Source organism: Phytomonospora sp. NPDC050363 (assembly GCF_040655735.1).
Lineage (GTDB): Bacteria > Actinomycetota > Actinomycetes > Mycobacteriales > Micromonosporaceae > Phytomonospora.
The window spans coordinates 189463-208821 of record NZ_JBFAKK010000014.1 but is presented as its reverse complement, the minus strand read 5'-3'; the positions used below and the strand labels follow the sequence as shown (position 1 = coordinate 208821).

Genomic DNA, 19359 nt, shown 5'->3' with positions numbered 1-19359 from the left:
CTACTTGCCGGCGATGGCCTCTTCGAACTCACCGCGGATCTTGTCGCCGCCGTTCTTGCGCCAGGTGTCCAGGGCCGCGTCCATCTCGGAGACCTCGGCCCGGCCGTTGACGATGTCCTTCACCAGGTCGTTGAACGGCTGCGCGAGCTTCGTGCCGTCGCGGTCGGAGGTCTCCGAGCGGTAGCCGGCCGTCGGGTCGGGCAGCGCCATCGGGAGCAGCTTCGACAGCGCGTCGTGCGCGTAGTCGGTGTAGCCCTTGCCGCCGGTGGCGTTGTAGACGACCGGCTGGTTCGCGGCGAACTTGTCCCACGGCACGGTCATCTCGCGGGTGCCGAGGTCGTTGGCGACCGGGTTGCCGTTCTCGTCCTTGGTGAAGTGCGTGCCCTCGATGCCGTACTTGAGCAGCTGGTACTCCTCGGTGCCGAAGGGCGCGGCGAGGAAGTCGGCGACCCGCAGGACCTCGCGGACCTTGTCGGGGTCGGCCTTCTTGACGAAGGTGTAGGCGAGCATGACGTTGTCCTGCCAGCACACGCCCGGCCCGCCGTCGTGGCCGAAGGGCACGAAGGGGCGCGGGTCGTTCTCGGGGTTCTGCGCCCGCAGGTTCGTCCAGTGACCGGCGTAGGCGGGGAAACCGTCGTAGATCATCGCGACCTGCCCGGCGGTGAACGCGTTGCCGCGCTGGACGCCGGTGAAGCCCTCCGAGCCGGGGTAGAACACGCCGGCGTCGTGGAGCTTGCGGAGGAAGGCGATGGCCGCCTTGTACTCCTCGGTCTCGCGCGCGGCGGTGAGCTTGCCGGTCGCCTCGTCGAGCCGCCATCCGTTGGGGGCGCGGAAGATGTGCGCGAAAGGCGTCGTGCTGGCGTACTTGACCAGCGCGTAGCGGTCCTTGCTCGGGTTGGTCAGCTGCTTGGCGATCTCCAGGAACTCGTCGGCGCTCCCGGCCAGCTGGGTGTGGTCGGTGATGCCGAGTTCTTTGAAGAAGCGCATGTTGACGAAGCCGCTGCCACCGGTCAGCTCGCGGGTGATGGGCAGCGCGCGCAGCTTGCCGCCGATCACGCAGTTCTGCCAGGCCACCGTCGGGATCGCCGCGAGGTTCTTGTACTCGGCGACCTTGCTGCCGGCGAGGTACTCGCCGAGGTCGGCGCAGGTCGCCTCGGCGAACTGCGGGACGTTGTTGAGCCCGGCCGAGTACAGGATCATGTCGGGCAGGTCGCCGCTGGCCACGGTGGTGTTGAACTTCGCGTCGTAGTCGCTGGCCGGGACGATGCTGATCTCCAGGGCGCCGCCGAGGCGCTTCTCGACCTCCGCCCAGGCGGTGTTCTCGCCGCGCGGCGGCGGGATCGTCAGGAAGGTCATGGTCATGCCGGTGACCGCGCCGCCTGCCAGGGGCGTGCCGGAGACGCTGCGGACCAGTTCCTTCGGGTAGGTGTAGTAGCCGGGGCGCACGTCGCCCTCGGCGGGCAGGTCCGGGGTCGGGCCGGCGAAGGGGATGTGGTCGGGCAGGGCAACGCCGGCGTTCGACGAGCCGCCGCCGGCGTCGTCGCCACCGCCGCAGGCGGCGAGCAGCGGGGTCCCGAGCGCGCCGACGGCGGCCAGGCCGAGGCCGGTGCGCAGGACGTCGCGTCTACTGGTTGGCATCTGGGGTGTCTCCTTAGGACGGTGCTGGGGCGGGGGTCAGCCTTTGATGGCGCCGGAGAGGACGCCTTTGGTGAAGAAGCGCTGGAGGAAGGGGTAGACGAGCAGGATCGGGACGAGCGCGACGACCACGACGGCCATCTGGATCGCCAGCTGCGGCGGTGGAACCTCGCCGGAGAAGGCCTCGCCCTGCGCCATCGGCTGGCCCTGCAGGACGTAGAGGCGCAGGATCAGCGGGAGCGTCCACTTGTCGGTGTCGTCGAGGTAGAGCAGCGCGTTGAAGAACGCGTTCCAGTAGCCGACGGCGTAGAACAGCGACACCACCGCGATGGGCGCCTTCGACAGCGGGAGCACGATCCGCAGCAGGATGCGGAAGTCGCCGGCGCCGTCGACCTTCGCCGAGTCGATCAGCTCGGCGGGCAGGCCCATGAAGAACGACCGCAGCACGATGAAGTTGAAGGCGCTGATCAGTCCGGGGAGGATGAGCGCGGCGAAGGTGTTGTAGAGCCCGAGCTCCTTGACCAGCAGGAAGTTCGGGATGATCCCGGCGCCGAAGAGCATGCTGAACAGCGCGATCATGAGGATGAAGCGGCCGCCGGTGACGCCCCGCCGGGACAGCCCGTAGGCCATCATGATCGTCGCGCAGACGCTGGCGGCCGTGCCGATCGTGGCCACGAAGATGCTGTTGACCAGCGCGTTGGTGACGTCGCCGCCGGCGAAGATGACACGGTAGGCGTCCAGGGTCGGGTCGGTCGGCCAGATGACCAGGCCGCCGTTGGCGACGATCTCGCGGTCGGTGGACAGGCTCGTGGCCACCACCGAGACAAAGGGGTAGGCGACGGCCACCACGATGAAGGCCAGGGCGAGCCCTTTGAGGGCCAGCCCGTACCAGGTCGGGCGTTCCATCCAGGCGGGCCGCTTACTTGTCAGCGCCACGGTAGATCCCTTCATGGCCGAAGAAGTGGGCGAGCTTGTTCGCGCCGAGGATCAGGGCGGTGCCGAAGATCGCCTTGACGATCCCGATCGCCGCCGAGGGTCCCCACTCGCCGTTCTGGATGCCGTTGAAGTAGACGTAGGTGTCGAGCACCTCTCCGGCCTCGGCGCCGACGTTGTCGCGCTGGAGGATCAGCTGCTCGAAGCCCACCGACAGGATGCTGCCGAGGTTGAGGATGAGCAGCAGGATGATGATCGGCGTGATGCCCGGCAGCGTCACGTGCCATAGCCGGCGCCACTTCGAGGCACCGTCGACGGCCGCGGCCTCGTAGAGCTGCGGGTCGATCGACAGCAGCGCGGCGAGGAAGATGATCGTTCCCCAGCCCATGTCCTTCCAGACGAGCTGGAGGGTGACCAGCCACGGGAAGGCGTCGGGGTCGGTCATCATGTCGTAGCGGGGCATGCCCAGCGATTCGAGCACGTTGGGCAGCAGCCCGGCGGCGCCGAGGATCTGCTGGAAGATCGACACGATGATGACCCAGCCGATGAAGTGCGGCAGGTACACCACGCTCTGCACGAAACGGCGGATCTTGCTGCTGAGGATGCTGTTGAGCAGCAGGGCCAGCGCGATCGGCGCGGGGAAGAAGAACACCAGCTGCACGAGGGCGATGACCAGGGTGTTGGTCACCGCGCTCCAGAAGCGCGGGTCGGCGAAGGCGTCGGTGAAGTTCTCGAAGCCGATCCACTCGCTGTTGAAGAAGCCCAGGTAGGGCTGGTAGTCCTGGAAGGCCACGATGTTGCCGAGCATCGGCAGGTAGTGGAAGACCAGGAAGTACAGCAGGCCGGGGCCGGCCAGCAGGAGCATGACCTTGTCGCGCTTGAGGCGCTCCCAGAGCGTGGCCTTCTTGCGGCGCACGACCGGCCGCTCGGCCTTGGCGCTCTTCTCCGGAGCCTCGACCGTCACCGACAGCCTCCCGTGCGGCTCGGGGCCGACGCCGCCGGGGACGGCGTGCCCGGGTCGCGGGCGCCGCGGCGTCCGGCGGCGGTCCGCGGCCGGACCGCGGACGCGGTGAATCCGGTGACTGTCCAGTCCACGGTTCCTCCTTCGGCTCTCGGCGGCGCGCGGGTGTCGCGACCACGCTCGGATGACTGGCAGTCTGGTAAGCGCTTACCCTGTTCGTCAAGACCCGGATCGATATTTTTTCCTGTTGAGACACTTGATCAGCCGTTGACCATGCCCGCTGAAGCACTTACGGTAGTCATCGATAGCAAGCGCTTACTTCAAATCTGGGGAGCCGATGCCACGTCCACGTGCCCTGCTGGCGATGAGTCCGAAGCTGCCCGCGCAGCTGTTCGACGAGCGGCAGCGCGAGCGTCTGGAGCACTTGGTCGACCTCGTCCGGCCCGACGCGGTGGCCGCACTCGACGACTCGGCGGGCGACATCGGCGAGGTCGAGATCCTGGTGACCGGCTGGAACGCGCCCCGCCTCGACCCCGAGACGCTCGACCGGATGCCGAAACTGCGCGCGGTCGTGCACGCCGCCGGGACCGTCAAGACCTTCGTCACCGACGAGGTCTTCGCCCGCGGCCTGCGCGTCACCTCCGTCGCCGACGCCAACGCCGTACCGGTCGCCGAGTACACCTTCGCCGCGATCCTCTTCGGCGCCAAACGGGCCAAACCGCTCGCCGAGTGGTACCGCCTCAACCGCACCTCGCGCGATGTCACCGGTGTCCACTGGCTGGGCACCTACGGGATCACCATCGGCGTCATCGGCGCCTCCCGCACGGGCCGCCGGGTCATCTCGCTACTGCGCTCGCTCGACGCGGCCGTCCAGCTCCACGACCCCTACTGCACACCCGCCGAGGCAACCGAACTCGGCGTCACGCTCGTCGGTCTCGACGAGCTGCTGGCCACCAGCGACGTCGTCACCGTCAACGCTCCCGCCACGCCCGAGACGCGGCACATGCTCGACGCGCGCCGCATCGGCCTCATGCGCGACGGCACGGTCCTGGTCAACACCGCGCGCGGTTCGCTCATCGACCACGAGGCGCTGCTGCCCCACCTCGTCAGCGGCCGGCTCGACGCCGTCCTCGACGTCGCCTCGCCCGAACCGCCCGCGCCCGACTCGCCGCTCTACGACCTCCCGAACGTGCTGCTCACCCCGCACATCGCCGGCGCGCTCGGCAACGAGGTCGCCCGGCTCGGCCGCGCCGCCGTCGACGAACTGGCCGCCTACCTCGACGGCCGGCCCATGCCCGGCGAAGTGCTCGCCGAGCGCCTGCGCCACCTAGCATGAGACGTCCACACCGATAGGAGCCCCACGATGCCCCGACGCGCCACCATCGCAGACGTCGCCGCCCTGGCGAACGTCTCCAGCGCGACGGTGTCGCGCGCGCTCTCGGGGAACTACCCCGTCGCCCAGGCCACCCGGGCGCGCATCGAGGCGGCGGTCAGCGAGCTCGGGTACGTCGTCAACGCCCAGGCCCGCGCGCTGGCGGGGCTGCCGACGCGGACGGTCGGGATCATCATCAACGAGATCGTCGACTCCTTCTACGCCTATGTGGCACGGGGTGTGGAGCAGGAGGCGGCCGCCTCGGGGCGGTTGTGCCTGGTCTGCTGCACGCACGGCGATCCGCGCCAGGAGCTGGCCTTCCTCGACCTGCTGCACGAGCAGCGTGCCGACGCGGTGATCCTGGTCGGCGGCTCGATCAGCGACAAGCGGCACGCCGGGGAGATCATCGCGCGCGGGAAGTCCTTGCGCGACACCGGAAGCCTGCTCATCCACTGTGGACGCGCGACGCCGAGCGAGGACATCGCCGCCGTCGAGTACGACAACGGCGGCGGGGCCTTCGCGGCCACCGACCACCTGCTCACCAACGGGCACCGGCGGATCCTCTACCTCGGCGGGCCCAAGCGCCTCTCGACGAGCGAGGACCGCCTGGAAGGCCACAAGCGCGCACTGGCCAGCCGGGGCGTCGAGGTCGACCCCGACCTGATCCAGCTCGGCGGCTTCGGGCAGCGCTTCGGCTACGAACGGCTCAAGACCGTCCTGGCACAGGGAGCGCCGTCGTTCACGGCGGTCTTCGCCGCCAACGACAACACCGCCATCGGCGCCTACCAGGCACTGGAGGAGGCGGGACTGCGGATTCCCGAGGACATCTCGGTGGTCGGTTATGACGATCTTCCCGCGGCCTCCCTACTGCGGCCGGCGCTGACGACGGTGAACATCCCCCTTGAGGAGATGGGCCGCCGGGCGGTGCGGCTGGCCGTGGCGCACGGCAACGAGTACGCCGACGCCTACTCGGTCGCCTCGCACAACGTCCGCCTCGGGACGCACCTGGTGTTGCGCGACTCGGTCGGGCCGGCTCGCCGCAAGCGTCGCTAGGATCGGGGCTTTTCCGGCATCTCCGTGACAAAGGTGCATGGAAACACGTAGTAATCCCGCCGAGTTCTTGTGCTCGCGTAGCAAGCGCTTACATACTTCCGGGCATCCGACGACCCTTGGAGCCCGCCATGACCCTCGACCGCCGCGCATTACTGCGCACCGGCCTCACCCTCACCGCCGCGACCGCCGCGACGCTCGCCCTCGGTAGCCCCGCGCAGGCCGACCCGCCCGTCCGCGCGATCCCCACCGACCCCCGCCTGACCCACCGCCTGCGCCTGCCCAACCAGACGCGCACCGCGCTCGCCGTCGGCCGGCCGGCCGCCGAGGCCGAGCGCCCCCGCCTCCAGAAGGCGCTGGGCTCCACCGATCTCCAGCCCACCGGCCTCTACCTGCCGCCGGGCACGGCCGTCGAGGTCCGGCTCGCCTCCGGTCCCGCGCCCACCCTCGTCGTCGGCGCGCCGGCCACGCACCCCGACGCGGCCTACTCCACTCCCCGGACCTACGCCCTGACGTCGGGGACCACCACCGTCACCGACCCCGGCGGCGGGATGCTCTACCTGAAACTGGCCGGCGCGGGCGAGCTCGCCGTTGTCCACTTCGGACTGTCCACTGTGCTCGCGCCGTACTTCCTGCTCGGACAGACCGCGGAGAGCGACTTCCAGTCGCAGCTCGACACCCGCACCGAGTCGCCGCTGGTCGAACTCGTCTCGCCCTACGCGGTGGTGACGGTGACCCGGGAATCCCTGCTGCGCTTTCGGTCCGAGGACCACGCCCGGCTCATGGAGACCTTCGAGGCGATCATCGCGTCGCACGCCACCACCAGCGGCATGACCGCCACCGGCGCCCTGCACGGTCGCGGCCCGGTGCCCTTCCACCTCGTCGAGTCGCCGCGCATGCCGACCGGCGCCGGCGCCTACGCCACCCACGGCTTCACCGCATACCCCGCCGGCTACATGGATCGGCTCATCTCCGTCGAGGGCCTCCACGACCGCGGCTGGGGTGTGTGGCACGAACTGGGCCACCAGCACCAGCAGTTCCCCTACAAGCCGGGCGCGACGACCGAGGTCACCTGCAACGTCTACGCCCTGGCGATCCAGCGCCGCTTCGGCCTGCCCTCCAACCTCACCGTGCAGGACACGGCCGGCCTCGACCTCTACGACCAGGCCTTCGCCAAATTCGGCACGCCCGGCCTGGACTTCCTGGCGGCCTTCGGCATCATGCAGAAACTGGTGCAGTACCAGCAGCTGACGCTCGCCTACGGCGAGGACTTCTGGGGCCGGGTGCATCGCCTGGTGCGCGAGGAGAAGCCCGACGGCGGTGCCTACGACGACAACGCGCTGCGCTTCCACCACCTCATGACGTACACCAGCCGCGCCGCCGGGCACGACCTGCGCGACTTCTACCGGACCTGGGGCATGACGGTCGATCCCCGCACCGACACCGCACTCGACGCGCTGGCGCTGCCCGCGCCCACCGTCGCCCCCGCCACCCTCCGCGAACCCCGCCGCACGAGCTAGGAGCCACCGTGACCCTGTCCCGCAGACACCTGCTCGCCGCCGCCGGTGCGGGCGCCGCGGCCGTGGCCGTCGGAACCGCCGCCCCCGCCGCCGCGAATCCCCTCACCTCCACCGATCCCCGACTCGTACACCGCCTCCGCCCGCCCAACCAGTCGCGGATCGCGGTGTCGGTCGCCCGCCCCACCGCCCAGGACGAGCGCCTGCGGCTGCACAAGTTCCTCAGCTCCACCGATCTCCAGCCCACCGGCCAGTACCTGCCCGCCGGGGTCGCGGTGACCGCGCGACTGGTCGTCGGCAAGGACGTCGCCCTCGTCGTCGGCGCACCCGCCACCCACCCGGACGCCGCCTACGCCACCCCGCGCGAATACCCGCTGACGCCGGGAGAGAACGTCGTCACCGACCCGGGTGGGGGAATGCTCTACCTCAAGGCGGTCGGCGACGGCCGGAAGGCGGTCGTCCACTTCGGGCCCTCTACGGTCCTGGCACCCCAGTTCCTCCTCGGCCGCACCACCGAGGAGGAGTTCCAGACCCAGCTCGACACCCGCACCGACTCGCCCCAGGTCGAACTCGTCTCCCCCTACGCCTTCGTCACCGTGACCAGGCAGTCCCTGCTCGCCCACCGGGAGCAGGACCACGGGCAACTCCTCGACCTGCTCGAACAGATCATCACGTCGCACGCCGACATCAGCGGCCTTTCCGGCCACAGTGGACTTCACGGTCGCGGGCCGGTGCCGTTCCACCTTGTGGAGTCGCCGCGGATGCCGACCGGCGCCGGGGCCTACGCCGCCCACGGGTTCACGGCCTACCCCGCCGGCTACATGGACAGGTTGCTCACCACCGAAGGGCTGCACGACCGCGGCTGGGGGGTCTGGCACGAGCTGGGGCACCAGCACCAGCAGCTGTGCTACCGGCCCGTCGACTTCAACGAGGTGACGGTCAACATCTACTCGCTGGCCGTTCAGCGACGCTGGAACCTCCAGTCCAACCTGGTGAAGCCGGACGCCGAGGGCAGGACGCTGTACGACACGGCCTTCACCAAGATGGACGAGCCCGCGACGGTGTTCCCAGCGAGCTATTCGGTGATGGAACGCCTGGTGATGATGCGCCAGTTCGAGCTCGCCTTCGGCGAGGACTTCTGGCCGAGGCTCCACCGCCTGGCCCGCGAGGAGAACCCGCAGACCGACTGGGACGACGCGGTGACGAGGTTGAGGTACTTGATGGTGTACACCAGTCGGATCGCGGGGCGGGACTTGCGGGGGTTCTTCGGCGCCTGGCGGCTGGCGGTCGATGCGGAGACGCACGCGGCGCTGGACGTGCTGGCGCTGCCGGACGGGGACATCGCGGCGCTGCGGGAGGGGTGAGGCGGGGGCGTGTTGCCTTCTTGCTCGTGCGCTCGCCCGCTTCCATCGTCGTGCGCTCGATGCCGTCGACTCGGTACGGCGCTCGCCTTGTGGGGGTTGCTTCCATTGTGTGTGGGCGGGGTGTTGTCTTCGCGTAAGTTCCTGGGGCGCTGCCCCAGACCCCGGGCCTTACTCTGGAAACGTTGGGGTGCTTCGGGTTTCGGCTCTAGCGCCCCAGTGGCGGTTAGGGCTGCTGGAGGTTGGGACGTGGGGTGTTTCCGTCTCACGGCCTGTTCAAGGGCACCTGGCGAACCTGCCGGGGTCAAGGGGAAGAGCGCCCATGACCCCGACAGAACCCCCAGGTAGGTCCAATCACCGGCCGACCGACGGAAACACACCTCCAGGTGAGCTTTCTGCCGTGCTTCGCACGGCGGTTGGTGCGCTGAAGGCGGGGGCGGGAGCAGCACACGAGTCGGTTCGGCCAGCAGCCGTGCACGAGTTGGTTTGAGCGGCAGCCGCGCACGAGACGGTTCGCCCATCAGCCGCACACGAGATGGTTCAGCCATCAGCCGCCCACGGGGTGGTCTGAGCCGCAGCGGCACACAAGGTGGTTCTGGCACACGCCGCCCACGGAGTGCTTCGGCCACCGGCCACCCACGGGCCAGGTCACGCGGGAACGGGGATGTGCGGGCGACGGACCCGAAGGCGAGCGCCCGAGACCAACTCGCCGGGCGGCGTCGGACAGTGGCGGGCAGGGAAGAGCCGGTTCCGGACACTCGGGGACGCAGGAGGGCGGGTGGGGGCGGACTCGCACAGCGACGGACAGCGACGGCGGGCGGTGTCTAGTGTGCGGCTGGCACTCGAACCGACTCGTGGACGGCTGCTGCTCAAACCAACTCGTGCACGGCTGCCACTCGAACCGACTCGTGCACGGCTGAGAGCCGGAACCATCCCGTGTGCCGCTGCCGCTCAAACCACCCCGTGCGCGGCTCCCGCTCCCGCCTTCAGCGTCCGCGAGCCGTGCGAAGCACGGCAGAAACCTCGCCTGGAGGTGCGTTTCCGTCGGTCGGCCGGTGATTGGACCTACCTGGGGGTTCTGTCGGGGTCAAGGGCGCACTTTCCCTTGACCCCGACAGGTCCCCCAGGTGCCCTTGAACAGGCCGAAAGACGGAAACACCCCACACACCCAACCCGCAACCTCCTGCAGGGTGAAGCGCAACTGGGGCGCCGACCAAAAGCGAGAGGCACCCCAACGTTTCCAGAGTAAGGCCCGGGGTCTGGGGCAGCGCCCCAGGAACTCACGCAAGGAACCACAGCAGCCGCACGTGATGGAAGCAAGCGCCCACCCGGAAGAACGGAACGAGCACAACCACGAAAGCAACCGCCCACATCGCAGCCCACGTCGCAAGCCAGGCCGCAGACGCAGACCCAAGCCCCGCCCTACCCCTCCTCCGCACACCCCCCGCAGCGCGATCCCCTCGCGTCGAAGCGCTTGTGCCCGATCATCCCGCCGCCCTCGCCCTCGAACATGACCCCCGGGAACGAGAACTCCCGCGTCGCCTCGTGGAATCCCAGCCGTTCGTGCAGCCTCACCGACGCCTCGTTCCCCACGTTCACCAGGTACCAGGCCTCTCCTGCCCGCCGTTGGATGAACCGCAGCCTCGCCAGCGTGAGCCGTTGCCCGATCCCCATCCTTCGGTGGGTGTCCGCCACGATCAGGCCGCCGAGGTAGTACCCCTCGGGGGCGGAGTTGGGGGCGGGGTATCGGGCCTGCGGCACCCAGGTGACCCGTCCGTAGGCGACGACGCCGTCGCGGTCGGACTCGGCTATCAGCAGGGCGTTGCGGGGGCCTTGGGCGTGTTTTCGGGTGCGCTGGGTCCACTCACCGACCCCACCGCTCTCGCGTGCGGCTATGAGGCGAGCGCAGGCGAGGTAGTCCGCCTCGGTGATCGCTTCGCGTAGTGCGACGTGCCGTCGGTGGGGCCGGGTGAGGGGGTCGGGTTCGAATTCGGCGTAGCGCATCAGTCCACAAGGAGTAGTCGGGGGCGCCCGCTGCCGGGGCGACTCGTGCCGTCGGTCCGTTAGGGTATTTCGGAGTACGAATCCGCTCGACGGGAGGGGGAGCATGAGTTGGCGCACTGAGCTGGACCGCGCGGCGCGGGCTTTCCGGGATGCCGCGGCGCATCTCGATCGGGCGGAGTCGTGGCTGGCGAGGGCGGCGGAGGCCTTGCCGTCGGCGGATTCCAGCGCGGCGCGGCAGCGGGAGCTGGCGGTCGAGTTGACGCGGGCGGCGGAGATCACGGCGCCGGGCTGGTTAACCCTCGACTTGGAGTCGGCCGACGTCGCGACGCCCGCCCGCCGGGAGGCGCAGGTCGGGGCCCAGTATGTGCGGGTGGGTACGGCGAGGCCGTTGCCGGACGCGACTTTCCCGGCGATCGTGCCGCTGATCGGGCATGGGCATCTGGTCCTCGACGGGGACGCGACCGATCCGCGGGTGGCGGCGCTGTTGCAGAGTCTCCTGTTGCGCGTGCTGGCCGCCACGCCTCACACCCAACTGTCCCTTGTAGATGGCGTGACTCTCGGGCAGGCGTTCACGGTGTGCGCTCCCCTTGTGCAGGGCGGGATCGCGGGCCGGACCGCGACCGATCACATTGGACTCGACGCGCTGCTCGACGAGGCCGAGGCGCACATCCGGGAGGCGCAGCAGAACGAGGCGACCGCCGGTGAGGCGCCCTACCGGCTCATGGTCATCGCGGGGCTGCCTCCGCAGCTCGGCGGCAGTGTGCGCACGCGCATCGCGGCCCTGGCGCACGCCGGTCCCCGCTACCGGCTGCATCTGGTCATCGCCGGCTGGCGCGACCCTTCGGAGCAGACCCGGGCGCCGGCCATCGAGCACGCGACCTACATCCGTGTCGGCGAGCGCCATCCGATCGCCGACATCGCCGCGCCGGTGACCTTCGATCCCGCTCCGCCGCCGGCGTTGACGCGGGCGGTGTACGCCGGGCTGGCCGAGACGATGCGCAAGGAGTCCACTCTGGACGTCGCCGCGCTGATCCCGAAGCAGCGGTGGTGGGCGTCGAGTGTGGACGGTCTGTCGACGGTGGTCGGCCGTGATCAGCGCGGGGAGGTGACGCTGTCCTTCGACGACGCCACGCCGCACTGGCTGGTCGGCGGGCGAACCGGCGGCGGCAAGACGGTCTTCCTCCTCGACGTCCTTTATGGACTCGCCGCTCGCTATGGTCCGCGTGAGCTGGCGCTGTACCTCCTCGACTTCAAGGAGGGCGTGTCCTTCACGGAGTTCACGCCCAGTGAGCTCGACCCGACCTGGATCCCGCAGGTGCGGGCCGTCGGTGTGGAGTCCGACCGCGAGTACGGCGTCGCGGTCCTGGCCGAGCTGCGGCGGGAGATGTCGCGGCGGGCGACGGCGATGAAGCGGGCGGGTGTCACTCGGCTGTCGGAGCTGCGTCGCCGCCGTCCGGAGACCGACACTCCCCGGGTGCTGGCGGTGATCGACGAGTTCCACGTCCTGTTCGCCGGCAACGACCGCCTCGCCCGGCAGGCCGTGGCCCACCTGGAGGAACTGGCCCGCAAGGGCCGCTCCTACGGCGTGCACCTGATCCTGGCCAGCCAGACGACCTCGGGCGTCGAGGCGCTCTACGACAAGACCGACTCCATCTTCGGGCAGTTCCCGCTGCGCGTCGCCCTTCCCGGCGCGAAAGGGATCCTCGACGTCCTCAACGCCTCGGCCGAGACCATCACCCTCGGCAGCGCGGTCGTCAACCACTCCGGCGGCGTCAACGGCGCCGACCGGCTCATCCGCTTCCCCGACGCCACCGCCGGAGCCGAGGTCTTCACCGGGCTGCGCCAGGAGCTGTGGGAGCAGCGCGAACCCGACTCCCCGCCCCCGCGCATCTTCGCCGGCTACGCCGAACAGCACCTCGACGACGACCCCGCCTACAACGCCCTCACCACGACCGGGCGGCGCCCCGCGGCGCTCATCGGCCGGGCCGTCGACGTCGACCAGTCCACCGTCTCGTTCAGCCTCGACGCCATCCCCGGCCGCCACCTGGCCGTCCTGGGCACCAGCGCCGTCGGCGCCGACGTCCTCCAGTCGGCCGTGCGGGGCCTGATCCGGCAGCACAAGCCCGGCCACGCCGAGTTCGTCGTCGCCGCCCTGACCCCGGCGGCCGACACCACCGTCGACGAGACCGTCGCCGAACTCGCCTCCTCCGGACACGACCACCGGCTCCTGCGGCCCGCCGAGCTCGCCGCGGCCCTCGGGACCCTGCTCACCGACGCCGACCCCGGCCGGCCCCGCTACCTCGTCCTCTTCGGCGCCGACTCGGCCGCGCCGCTGCTGGGCAACCCCGGCCTCGCCGAACTGCGGACCCTGTTCAAACAGGGCCCCGCCAAGGGCGTCCACGTCCTCGGCTGGTGGCGCGGCCTGCGCCGCTTCACCGACGACCTCGGCGGCGCCCACAACCGGGAGGACGTCGCCTGCCTGGTCGTCCTCAACGTCCCCGGCAGCGAGATCGGCGGCTTCCTCGGCGACCACACCCTCGAATGGCGCCCCCGCACCAACCGCGCCCTCGCCGTCGACCGCCATGAGGGAACGGTGCGGCTGTGCGTCCCCTTCGTCGCGCCGGGACGCCTCGACGAGGAGGGCTCGCTGTGAACGAGTACGCCCAGCTGCTGCACAAGCTCTCCCGCGTCCGCTCCGTCGACGCTGAGGAAGTCGCCGACGCCGCCGCCCGCCTGCGCCGCGACAAAGGCAAGGTCAACGCCCTGCGCACCGCCCTCGAAACCGAGGCCGACGACCTCGCCGAGGCCACCAGCCTCCTGTCGGCGCCCGTCCTCGACCTGCGCGCGCCCGTCGACCCGCTCGCCGGGCCCGCCGACCTCGACACCGAACTGCGCGCCGGGCACGCCGCCCTCGGCACCGCCCAGTCGGCGCGCAAGGCCGCCGTCCAGGCCGGCCGCCTCCCCTCGCTGATGCCCAAGACCCACCACCTCCTGCGCAACGGAGTCGTCTACGGCGGCATCCTCGCCGGGGTGTTCCTCCTCCAGGTCGTGGTGTCCCTCAGCCTCGACGCCGGGGAACTGTCGATGTGGCTTGCCTTCCTCCCACCGGTCGCCGGAGTCCTCGCCGGATACATCACCATCGGCGCCGTCGCACGGCCCCGCGTGCCCACAGTGGACAAACACGGCAAGGTCATCGAGTTCCGCGTGTACAAGAGCCCCCGCCTCGGCGTCGCGCTCGCCGTCGTCGACATCGTCGCCTTCATCCTGCTCACCCTGCGGACCTGACCCGATACCGGCGATCCCGCCGGGCCCGCCGGGGCGGCCTGCGAAGATGGGTGCTCACTCACGAGGAGGAGCATCAATGGGGAAGATCATCATTCCGGTGGGACGGTCGCTGGGGCCGTTCTTCGACGACGAGGGCGAACTGGAGAGCTACGAACTGCACCTCGGCCACCGGATGGACGCCCTCGACTCCGCCGAGATGTACGTGTGGTCCTGCGCCCACGACAATCCCGAGGCCCACGGCGAGCTCACCTTCGGCCGCACCGAACTGCTCGCCGCCTGCCGCGAGGCCCAGGTGCCCCTCGACGACGGCGACGTCGGCAAGCTCACCGAGCTGCTCATCGAACGCGGCGCGCTCCTGGAGATCGACTTCGACGCCGACGACCTCACCGGCGCCCTGAGCGCCCACCGCTTCATCCCCAACGGCCACGCCTTCGGCAACCGCCCCGAAGCCCCCGACGAATGCGGGGTCGGGACCGGCGACGAGCCCACCATCACCATGGGCGGCTGGGTCTACTCCCTATGGGCCCGCTCCTACCTCGAAGGCTCCGTCCAGGCCGCCTGCGCCGCCTTCGCCGAGGACCTCCCCGACGTCGAGGCGGCCGACGTCGCCCGCGAGTTCGCCGAGGCGCTGCCCGTCATCATCGCCACCGACTGCGGCTACCTGGAGCCCGTGGACTAGCGGCACTCACCCGGCGGGGAGAATGGCGGTGCGCCGGCGCGTCCGCGCCGCGCCCGGTCCGCCCGAAGGAGCGAGCACGTTGGGCAGCATCATCCTCCCCGTCGGGAAGTCACTCGGCCCCACCTACAACGACGAGGGCGTCCTCGAGTACACCGAACTGCACCTCGGCAACACCACCGAGGAACTCGACGCCGGCCAGATCGCGGTGTGGGAACTGGCGCACAGCGACGCCGACGCCCACAACGAACACCGCTTCACCCTCGACCACCTGCGCGAACTCGCCGCGGGCACCGTCGAGGACGCCGACACCGCCATCGAGGGCCTGTTCAAGCTGGGCGCGCTCGTGCGCGTCGACCTCGAACTCGACGAACTCCAGCCGCTGCTGGGCCGCCACCGCCTCATCCCCACCGGGCACGCCTTCGGCAACACCGCCGAGACGCCCGACTGGTACGGCATCGGCCGCAACGAAGACGTCGACATCAACCTCGGCGCCACCGGCTACTTCCTGTGGGCGACGTCCTACCGCGACGCGTCGATGTGGGCCAGCTGCGCCGAGTTCACCCGCGACCTGCCCGAGGTCGACGTCGACGACGTGGCCGGTGAGTTCGCCAACGCGCTGCCCATCATCATCGCCGCCGACTGCGGCTACCTGGAGACCGCGCCCTGACCCGTAAGACCGCGCAGGCCTCGGCGCTCTTCAGGACGGTGATCCGCACGGTCGCCCCCGGGGGCATCGAGGCCTGCGACCCCGGGTCCTGCTCGGAGACCTTGCAGGGCGTGCCCTCGCCGCTGTAGGCGACCTCGGGCACGAAACCCTCGTCGCCGAGGGCCCGCTTGGCCTGCTCCTCGGTCATCCCGACCACCGACGGGACCGGCTTCGACGGGTCGCTCGGGCTCACCGACGGGCTCGCCGAACTCTCCGTCGGCGCACCGCTCGACGGGAGGGCCGAGGGGGACGCGGAGGTGCTCGGCTCGGCGGAGTCCTGCGGCGCCTCGGCGACACCGGGCTCGACGCCGTCGGGGGCCTGCGGGTCGAGCGGTTGCTGCTCGTCGAGTTGGCGGCCGGTGCCGCCGCCGATGTCGTTGTCGGCCGAACCCGCGAACCACGGTTCGGCGGCGATCGCGGCGACCGAGGCCAGCAGGATCATCACCCCCACGGTCATGGCCAGGATCCGCATTCTGCGTCTGCGCTCGCGACGGTGGACGCCGGGACTCGGGTCGCGCTCGGGAGCCGGCGAGCGCAGCGGACGGGCCGTCCGCTGCTCCACCGCGGGTCCCGTGGTGAACGGCATCGTCCCGGTCAGGTGGGGCGCCTCGGCGAGCCGGCGCGCGGCGCGGGCCATGTGCCCGGCGCTGGCCCAGCGGTGCGCGGGATCCTTGGCGAGGCTGGTCGCGACGAAGTCGCGCACGCCGTCGGGAATGTCGGCCGGCAGCTGCGGGGGCGGCTGCCGCACATGCATCGAGGCGACCGCGAAGGGCGTGTCGGCGGTGAAGGGCGGCTCGCCCGAGAGGGCCTGGTGCGCCACGACGCCCAGGGAGTAGATGTCGGAGGAGGCCGTGGCCCGCTGGCCCGAGGCCTGCTCGGGCGACATGTAGGTGGCGGTGCCCAAGACCGCGCCGGTCGCGGTGAGCGTGGCCGCCGACGGGTCGCGCGCGATGCCGAAGTCGACGAGGACGAGGCGCCCGTCGGGGCGCACGAGCATGTTGCCGGGTTTGATGTCGCGGTGGATGATCCCGGCGTCGTGGGCGACCTGGAGCGCCTCGGCGGCCTGCGCGATCAGGCGCATCGCGTCGGCGATGTTCAGGCGGCCCCAGCTGCCCAGCCGCCGCGACAGCGGGTCGCCGTCGATGAGCTGCATGACCAGGTAGGAGACGGCGTCGCCGCCGGGGAGGACGCACTCGTCGTAGTCGTAGACGTCGACGATGGCCGGCGACTCCAGCGACGCCACGGCCCGCGCCTCGCGGCGGAAGCGCTCCCGGAAGTCCACCGCGTCGGCGTAGCGGGCGAGCAGGACCTTCACCGCGACCTTCCGGCCGAGGGTGAGGTCGTCACCGGACCAGACGTCGCCCATCCCGCCCCCGCCGATCCTTCCGGTCAGCCGGTAACGGTCCCCGAGGACATCACCGGTTCGCAGCATCACTCCCCCTTGGACGCGTCGGTGACCGGAGCGCACTGTCGACTCTGCGTGAGCTCACGGTTATTCAACGAAGCGAGGCCGCGAAGGTCGCGGGGAGGGCGGGACCGGATCTGGACGCCGGGCGCCCGCCACGGTGGCTTGCACGGCATGGCGGGCGCGGCTCTACGTTCTAGGGCGTGTCCTGGTGGTCTTGTGGGTGCGAGGCGAGGCTCGTTTTTCTACTGGCAAGCCGTTCTTTCGCCCTGGTACCGGTGTTGTACCTGGGCGAAAGAACGGTGCCGCCAGGGGGAGAACAAGTCCGCCGCAGCCCCGCAGTGATCACCAGGACACGGCCTAAGCCCTTAGCTGGCGGGCGGGGTCACCGGGGGGACCGAGGGCGCGGCCGGGTCGGTCACCGAGGCGTCTCCGTAGGTCACCTGGTCGACCGAACCGTCGAGGTTCGTGTCGGTCAGGGTCGCGTCGGCGATCCCGTCCTCGTCGGAGTCGAGGACGACCTCGTCGACGAGGCCGTCGGCGTTGCTGTCGACGGCGAAGGTGTCCAGGGCCCCGTCACCGTCGGCGTCGGTGGCGACCGCGTCGACGTACCCGTCGCCGTCGGTGTCGGCGGCGACCTGGTCGACCACGCCGTCACCGTCGAAGTCGGAGACGATGGTGTCGATGAGGCCGTCACCGTCGGTGTCGAGGGCCTCGGAGTCGATGCTCCCGTTGCCGTCGGCGTCGACGTAGAGGTTGTCGTAGGTGCCGTCGCCGTCGGCGTCGACCGCCACGCCCTCGGCGTCGCCGTCACCGTCGGTGTCGATCAGGGTCTCGGTGTGGTCGGCGTACTCGACGGTGATCGTGTCGTCGGCGACGCCGTTTCCGTCGAGGTCGATCGCCTCGTTGAAGGTGGCGTCGTACTCGGTGCTGTCGGTGTCGGTGGTCGCCGGCTCGTCGAAGTCGCTCACAACAGGTCCCTCTCTCGGTTCGGTCCCGCCCCCTTGGCGTTCCCCCTTGCTTCCACAAAGGTAGGGGACCGCGGACGCGCCGCGATCCCCTCTTCGTGCCAGTAGCCCGTGCAACACAAGTGCCCCAAAGGGCACCGCGCGGCTTATGTGCCCGGCTGCCCCTTGGCGAAGTATTCGACCAGGTCGGCGTCGACGGTGGGCACCGTCCGCGGCCGCGAACCGTCCCGCAGCGACAGCGTCGCGCACACGCCCGCCGCGACCGAGTCGCGCGCGGCGACCGGCGAGGTGTCGGTCGCGCCGCCCTCGCGCGCGAAGCGCAGGAACTCGTCGACGAGCTTGGTGTCGGCGCCGCCGTGACCACCGGTCGCCTTCGGGATCTCCACGGACTTGTCACCGGCCGCGTCGTAGTTGCGGCGGCTCTTGTTCCACACCCGCACGACCGCGTCGCCACCGGTGTCGCCGAAGTTCTCCAGCCGCCCCTCGGTGCCGATCACGGTGTAGTTGCGCCAGTAGTCGGGCGTGAAGTGGCACTGCTGGTAGCTGGCCTGCACACCGTTGTCGAGACGCATCAGCATCATCGAGATGTCCTCGACGTCGACGGTCGGGTGCAGCCCCTTCTGCGCCAGCGGCGGCCAGTTCGTGGCCGGCCGGTACCAGTCCTCGCGCTTGGTGCCCTCGACCTCCTGGCGGTCGGTCACCTGCCCGTAGACCTTCAGGTCGCCCATCGCCGTCACCTCGCGGGTGGAGGCGCCCGCCAGCCAGTGGATCACGTCGATGTCGTGGGCGCCCTTCTGAAGGAGCAGCCCCGTCGTGCGGCGCCGGTCGGCGTGCCAGTCCTTGTAGTAGAAGTCCCCGCCGTGCCCGACGAAGTGGCGGCACCACACCGCCTGGACCTCGCCGATCTCGCCGTTGAGGATGATCTCGCGCATCGCCCGCACCACCGGCATGTGCCGCATGTTGTGGCCCACGTACAGGCGCGTGGAATGCTCCCGGGCCAGCGACAGCAGCGCGTCGGTGTCCTCGACGGTGATCGCCAGCGGCTTCTCCATGAACGTCGCCACGCCCGCCGCCAGCGCGCGCTCGCCCAGCTCGCGGTGCGTGTCGTCGGGAGTCAGGATCAGCACCGCGTCGATGCCCGAGGCCAGCAGCTCGCCGAAGTCGGCCGTCACCGCGACCCCCGGGCCGAACTTCTCGCGCGCCCAGTCATGCCGGGCCGGATCGGTGTCGCAGATGGCGGTGACGCGGGCGCCCGCGCCGGGACGGTGGGCCTCAAGGGCCACGGAGGCGCGCAGGCCGAGCCCAGCCACGCCGAGTCGCAGATCATCCATCCGAGGGACTGTACCGGCGGATGATCACCGTGGAGCAACGATAGTAAGCGCTTGCTGTGTTGTTTGGTCGGCGGCGAACGAAAACGCCTGCCAGGCATGGGATCGGGCTCGCCCCCGCCTCCGGTGCCGGGTTCCCGGCCTGTGGGAACGCC

The 19359-nt window shown here is 70.5% G+C and carries 15 protein-coding genes; 8 read left to right on the top strand and 7 right to left on the bottom strand.

Annotation, left to right across the window (positions count from 1 at the left end; genetic code table 11):
• The 3 genes from AB0I28_RS31895 to AB0I28_RS31885 are packed head-to-tail and all read right to left on the bottom strand — an operon-like array spanning position 1 to position 3532.
• A complete protein-coding gene (locus AB0I28_RS31895) occupies positions 1–1638 on the bottom strand; it encodes an extracellular solute-binding protein (protein ID WP_357499404.1) in 1638 nt (545 codons plus the stop codon).
• A gap of 36 nt (positions 1639–1674) precedes the next feature.
• Positions 1675–2571, bottom strand: a complete 897-nt coding sequence (locus AB0I28_RS31890; RefSeq protein ID WP_357499403.1) for a carbohydrate ABC transporter permease — start codon at positions 2569–2571, stop codon at positions 1675–1677.
• Entirely contained in the window at positions 2555–3532 is a 978-nt protein-coding gene (locus AB0I28_RS31885; protein WP_357499402.1) for an ABC transporter permease subunit, read from the bottom strand. Before AB0I28_RS31885 ends, AB0I28_RS31890 begins: the two co-directional genes overlap by 17 nt.
• Before the next feature lie 334 nt (positions 3533–3866).
• Between AB0I28_RS31885 and AB0I28_RS31880 the strand changes: the two genes are divergently transcribed.
• The 4 genes from AB0I28_RS31880 to AB0I28_RS31865 all read left to right on the top strand — a co-directional run bounded on the left by AB0I28_RS31880 (position 3867) and on the right by AB0I28_RS31865 (position 8832).
• The gene (locus AB0I28_RS31880; protein WP_357499401.1) at positions 3867–4865 is read left to right on the top strand and encodes a hydroxyacid dehydrogenase; all 999 of its coding nucleotides are present in this window, start codon (positions 3867–3869) and stop codon (positions 4863–4865) included.
• 27 nt (positions 4866–4892) lie between these two features.
• The gene (locus tag AB0I28_RS31875; RefSeq protein WP_357499400.1) at positions 4893–5954 is read left to right on the top strand and encodes a LacI family DNA-binding transcriptional regulator; all 1062 of its coding nucleotides are present in this window, start codon (positions 4893–4895) and stop codon (positions 5952–5954) included.
• Between the two features lie 128 nt (positions 5955–6082).
• Positions 6083–7471 carry a M60 family metallopeptidase gene (locus AB0I28_RS31870; RefSeq protein ID WP_357499399.1) on the top strand — a complete coding sequence of 463 codons (1389 nt, stop codon included), beginning with the start codon at positions 6083–6085 and terminating at the stop codon, positions 7469–7471.
• A gap of 8 nt (positions 7472–7479) precedes the next feature.
• The gene (locus AB0I28_RS31865; protein ID WP_357499398.1) at positions 7480–8832 is read left to right on the top strand and encodes a M60 family metallopeptidase; all 1353 of its coding nucleotides are present in this window, start codon (positions 7480–7482) and stop codon (positions 8830–8832) included.
• Positions 8833–10251: 1419 nt separating this feature from the next.
• On the opposite strand, the gene AB0I28_RS31860 is transcribed toward AB0I28_RS31865, so the two are convergent.
• On the bottom strand, positions 10252–10833 hold the full coding sequence (locus AB0I28_RS31860) for a GNAT family N-acetyltransferase (protein ID WP_357499397.1): 582 nt from the start codon (positions 10831–10833) through the stop codon (positions 10252–10254).
• Between the two features lie 103 nt (positions 10834–10936).
• Here AB0I28_RS31860 and AB0I28_RS31855 point away from each other — a divergent pair, with 103 nt between their 5' ends.
• From AB0I28_RS31855 to AB0I28_RS31840, 4 genes are all read left to right on the top strand, one after another.
• Positions 10937–13486: an FtsK/SpoIIIE domain-containing protein gene (locus AB0I28_RS31855; protein WP_357499396.1), complete on the top strand. Its 2550-nt coding sequence runs from the start codon at positions 10937–10939 to the stop codon at positions 13484–13486.
• On the top strand, positions 13483–14118 hold the full coding sequence (locus AB0I28_RS31850) for a hypothetical protein (protein WP_357499395.1): 636 nt from the start codon (positions 13483–13485) through the stop codon (positions 14116–14118). The genes AB0I28_RS31855 and AB0I28_RS31850 overlap by 4 nt, the downstream gene beginning before the upstream one ends.
• Before the next feature lie 76 nt (positions 14119–14194).
• Positions 14195–14797, top strand: a complete 603-nt coding sequence (locus AB0I28_RS31845) for a hypothetical protein (protein WP_357499394.1) — start codon at positions 14195–14197, stop codon at positions 14795–14797.
• Between the two features lie 79 nt (positions 14798–14876).
• Positions 14877–15464 carry a hypothetical protein gene (locus AB0I28_RS31840; protein ID WP_357499393.1) on the top strand — a complete coding sequence of 196 codons (588 nt, stop codon included), beginning with the start codon at positions 14877–14879 and terminating at the stop codon, positions 15462–15464.
• Here the strand turns inward: AB0I28_RS31840 and AB0I28_RS31835 are convergent.
• From AB0I28_RS31835 to AB0I28_RS31825, 3 genes are all read right to left on the bottom strand, one after another.
• Positions 15424–16935: a protein kinase gene (locus tag AB0I28_RS31835; RefSeq protein ID WP_357499392.1), complete on the bottom strand. Its 1512-nt coding sequence runs from the start codon at positions 16933–16935 to the stop codon at positions 15424–15426. The two genes, AB0I28_RS31840 and AB0I28_RS31835, sit on opposite strands and share 41 nt — an antisense overlap.
• Before the next feature lie 341 nt (positions 16936–17276).
• Complete coding sequence (locus AB0I28_RS31830; RefSeq protein WP_357499391.1) at positions 17277–17879, bottom strand: hypothetical protein; 603 nt, start codon at positions 17877–17879, stop codon at positions 17277–17279.
• A gap of 143 nt (positions 17880–18022) precedes the next feature.
• A complete protein-coding gene (locus tag AB0I28_RS31825; RefSeq protein ID WP_357499390.1) occupies positions 18023–19207 on the bottom strand; it encodes a Gfo/Idh/MocA family oxidoreductase in 1185 nt (394 codons plus the stop codon).
• Positions 19208–19359 lie beyond the last annotated feature (152 nt).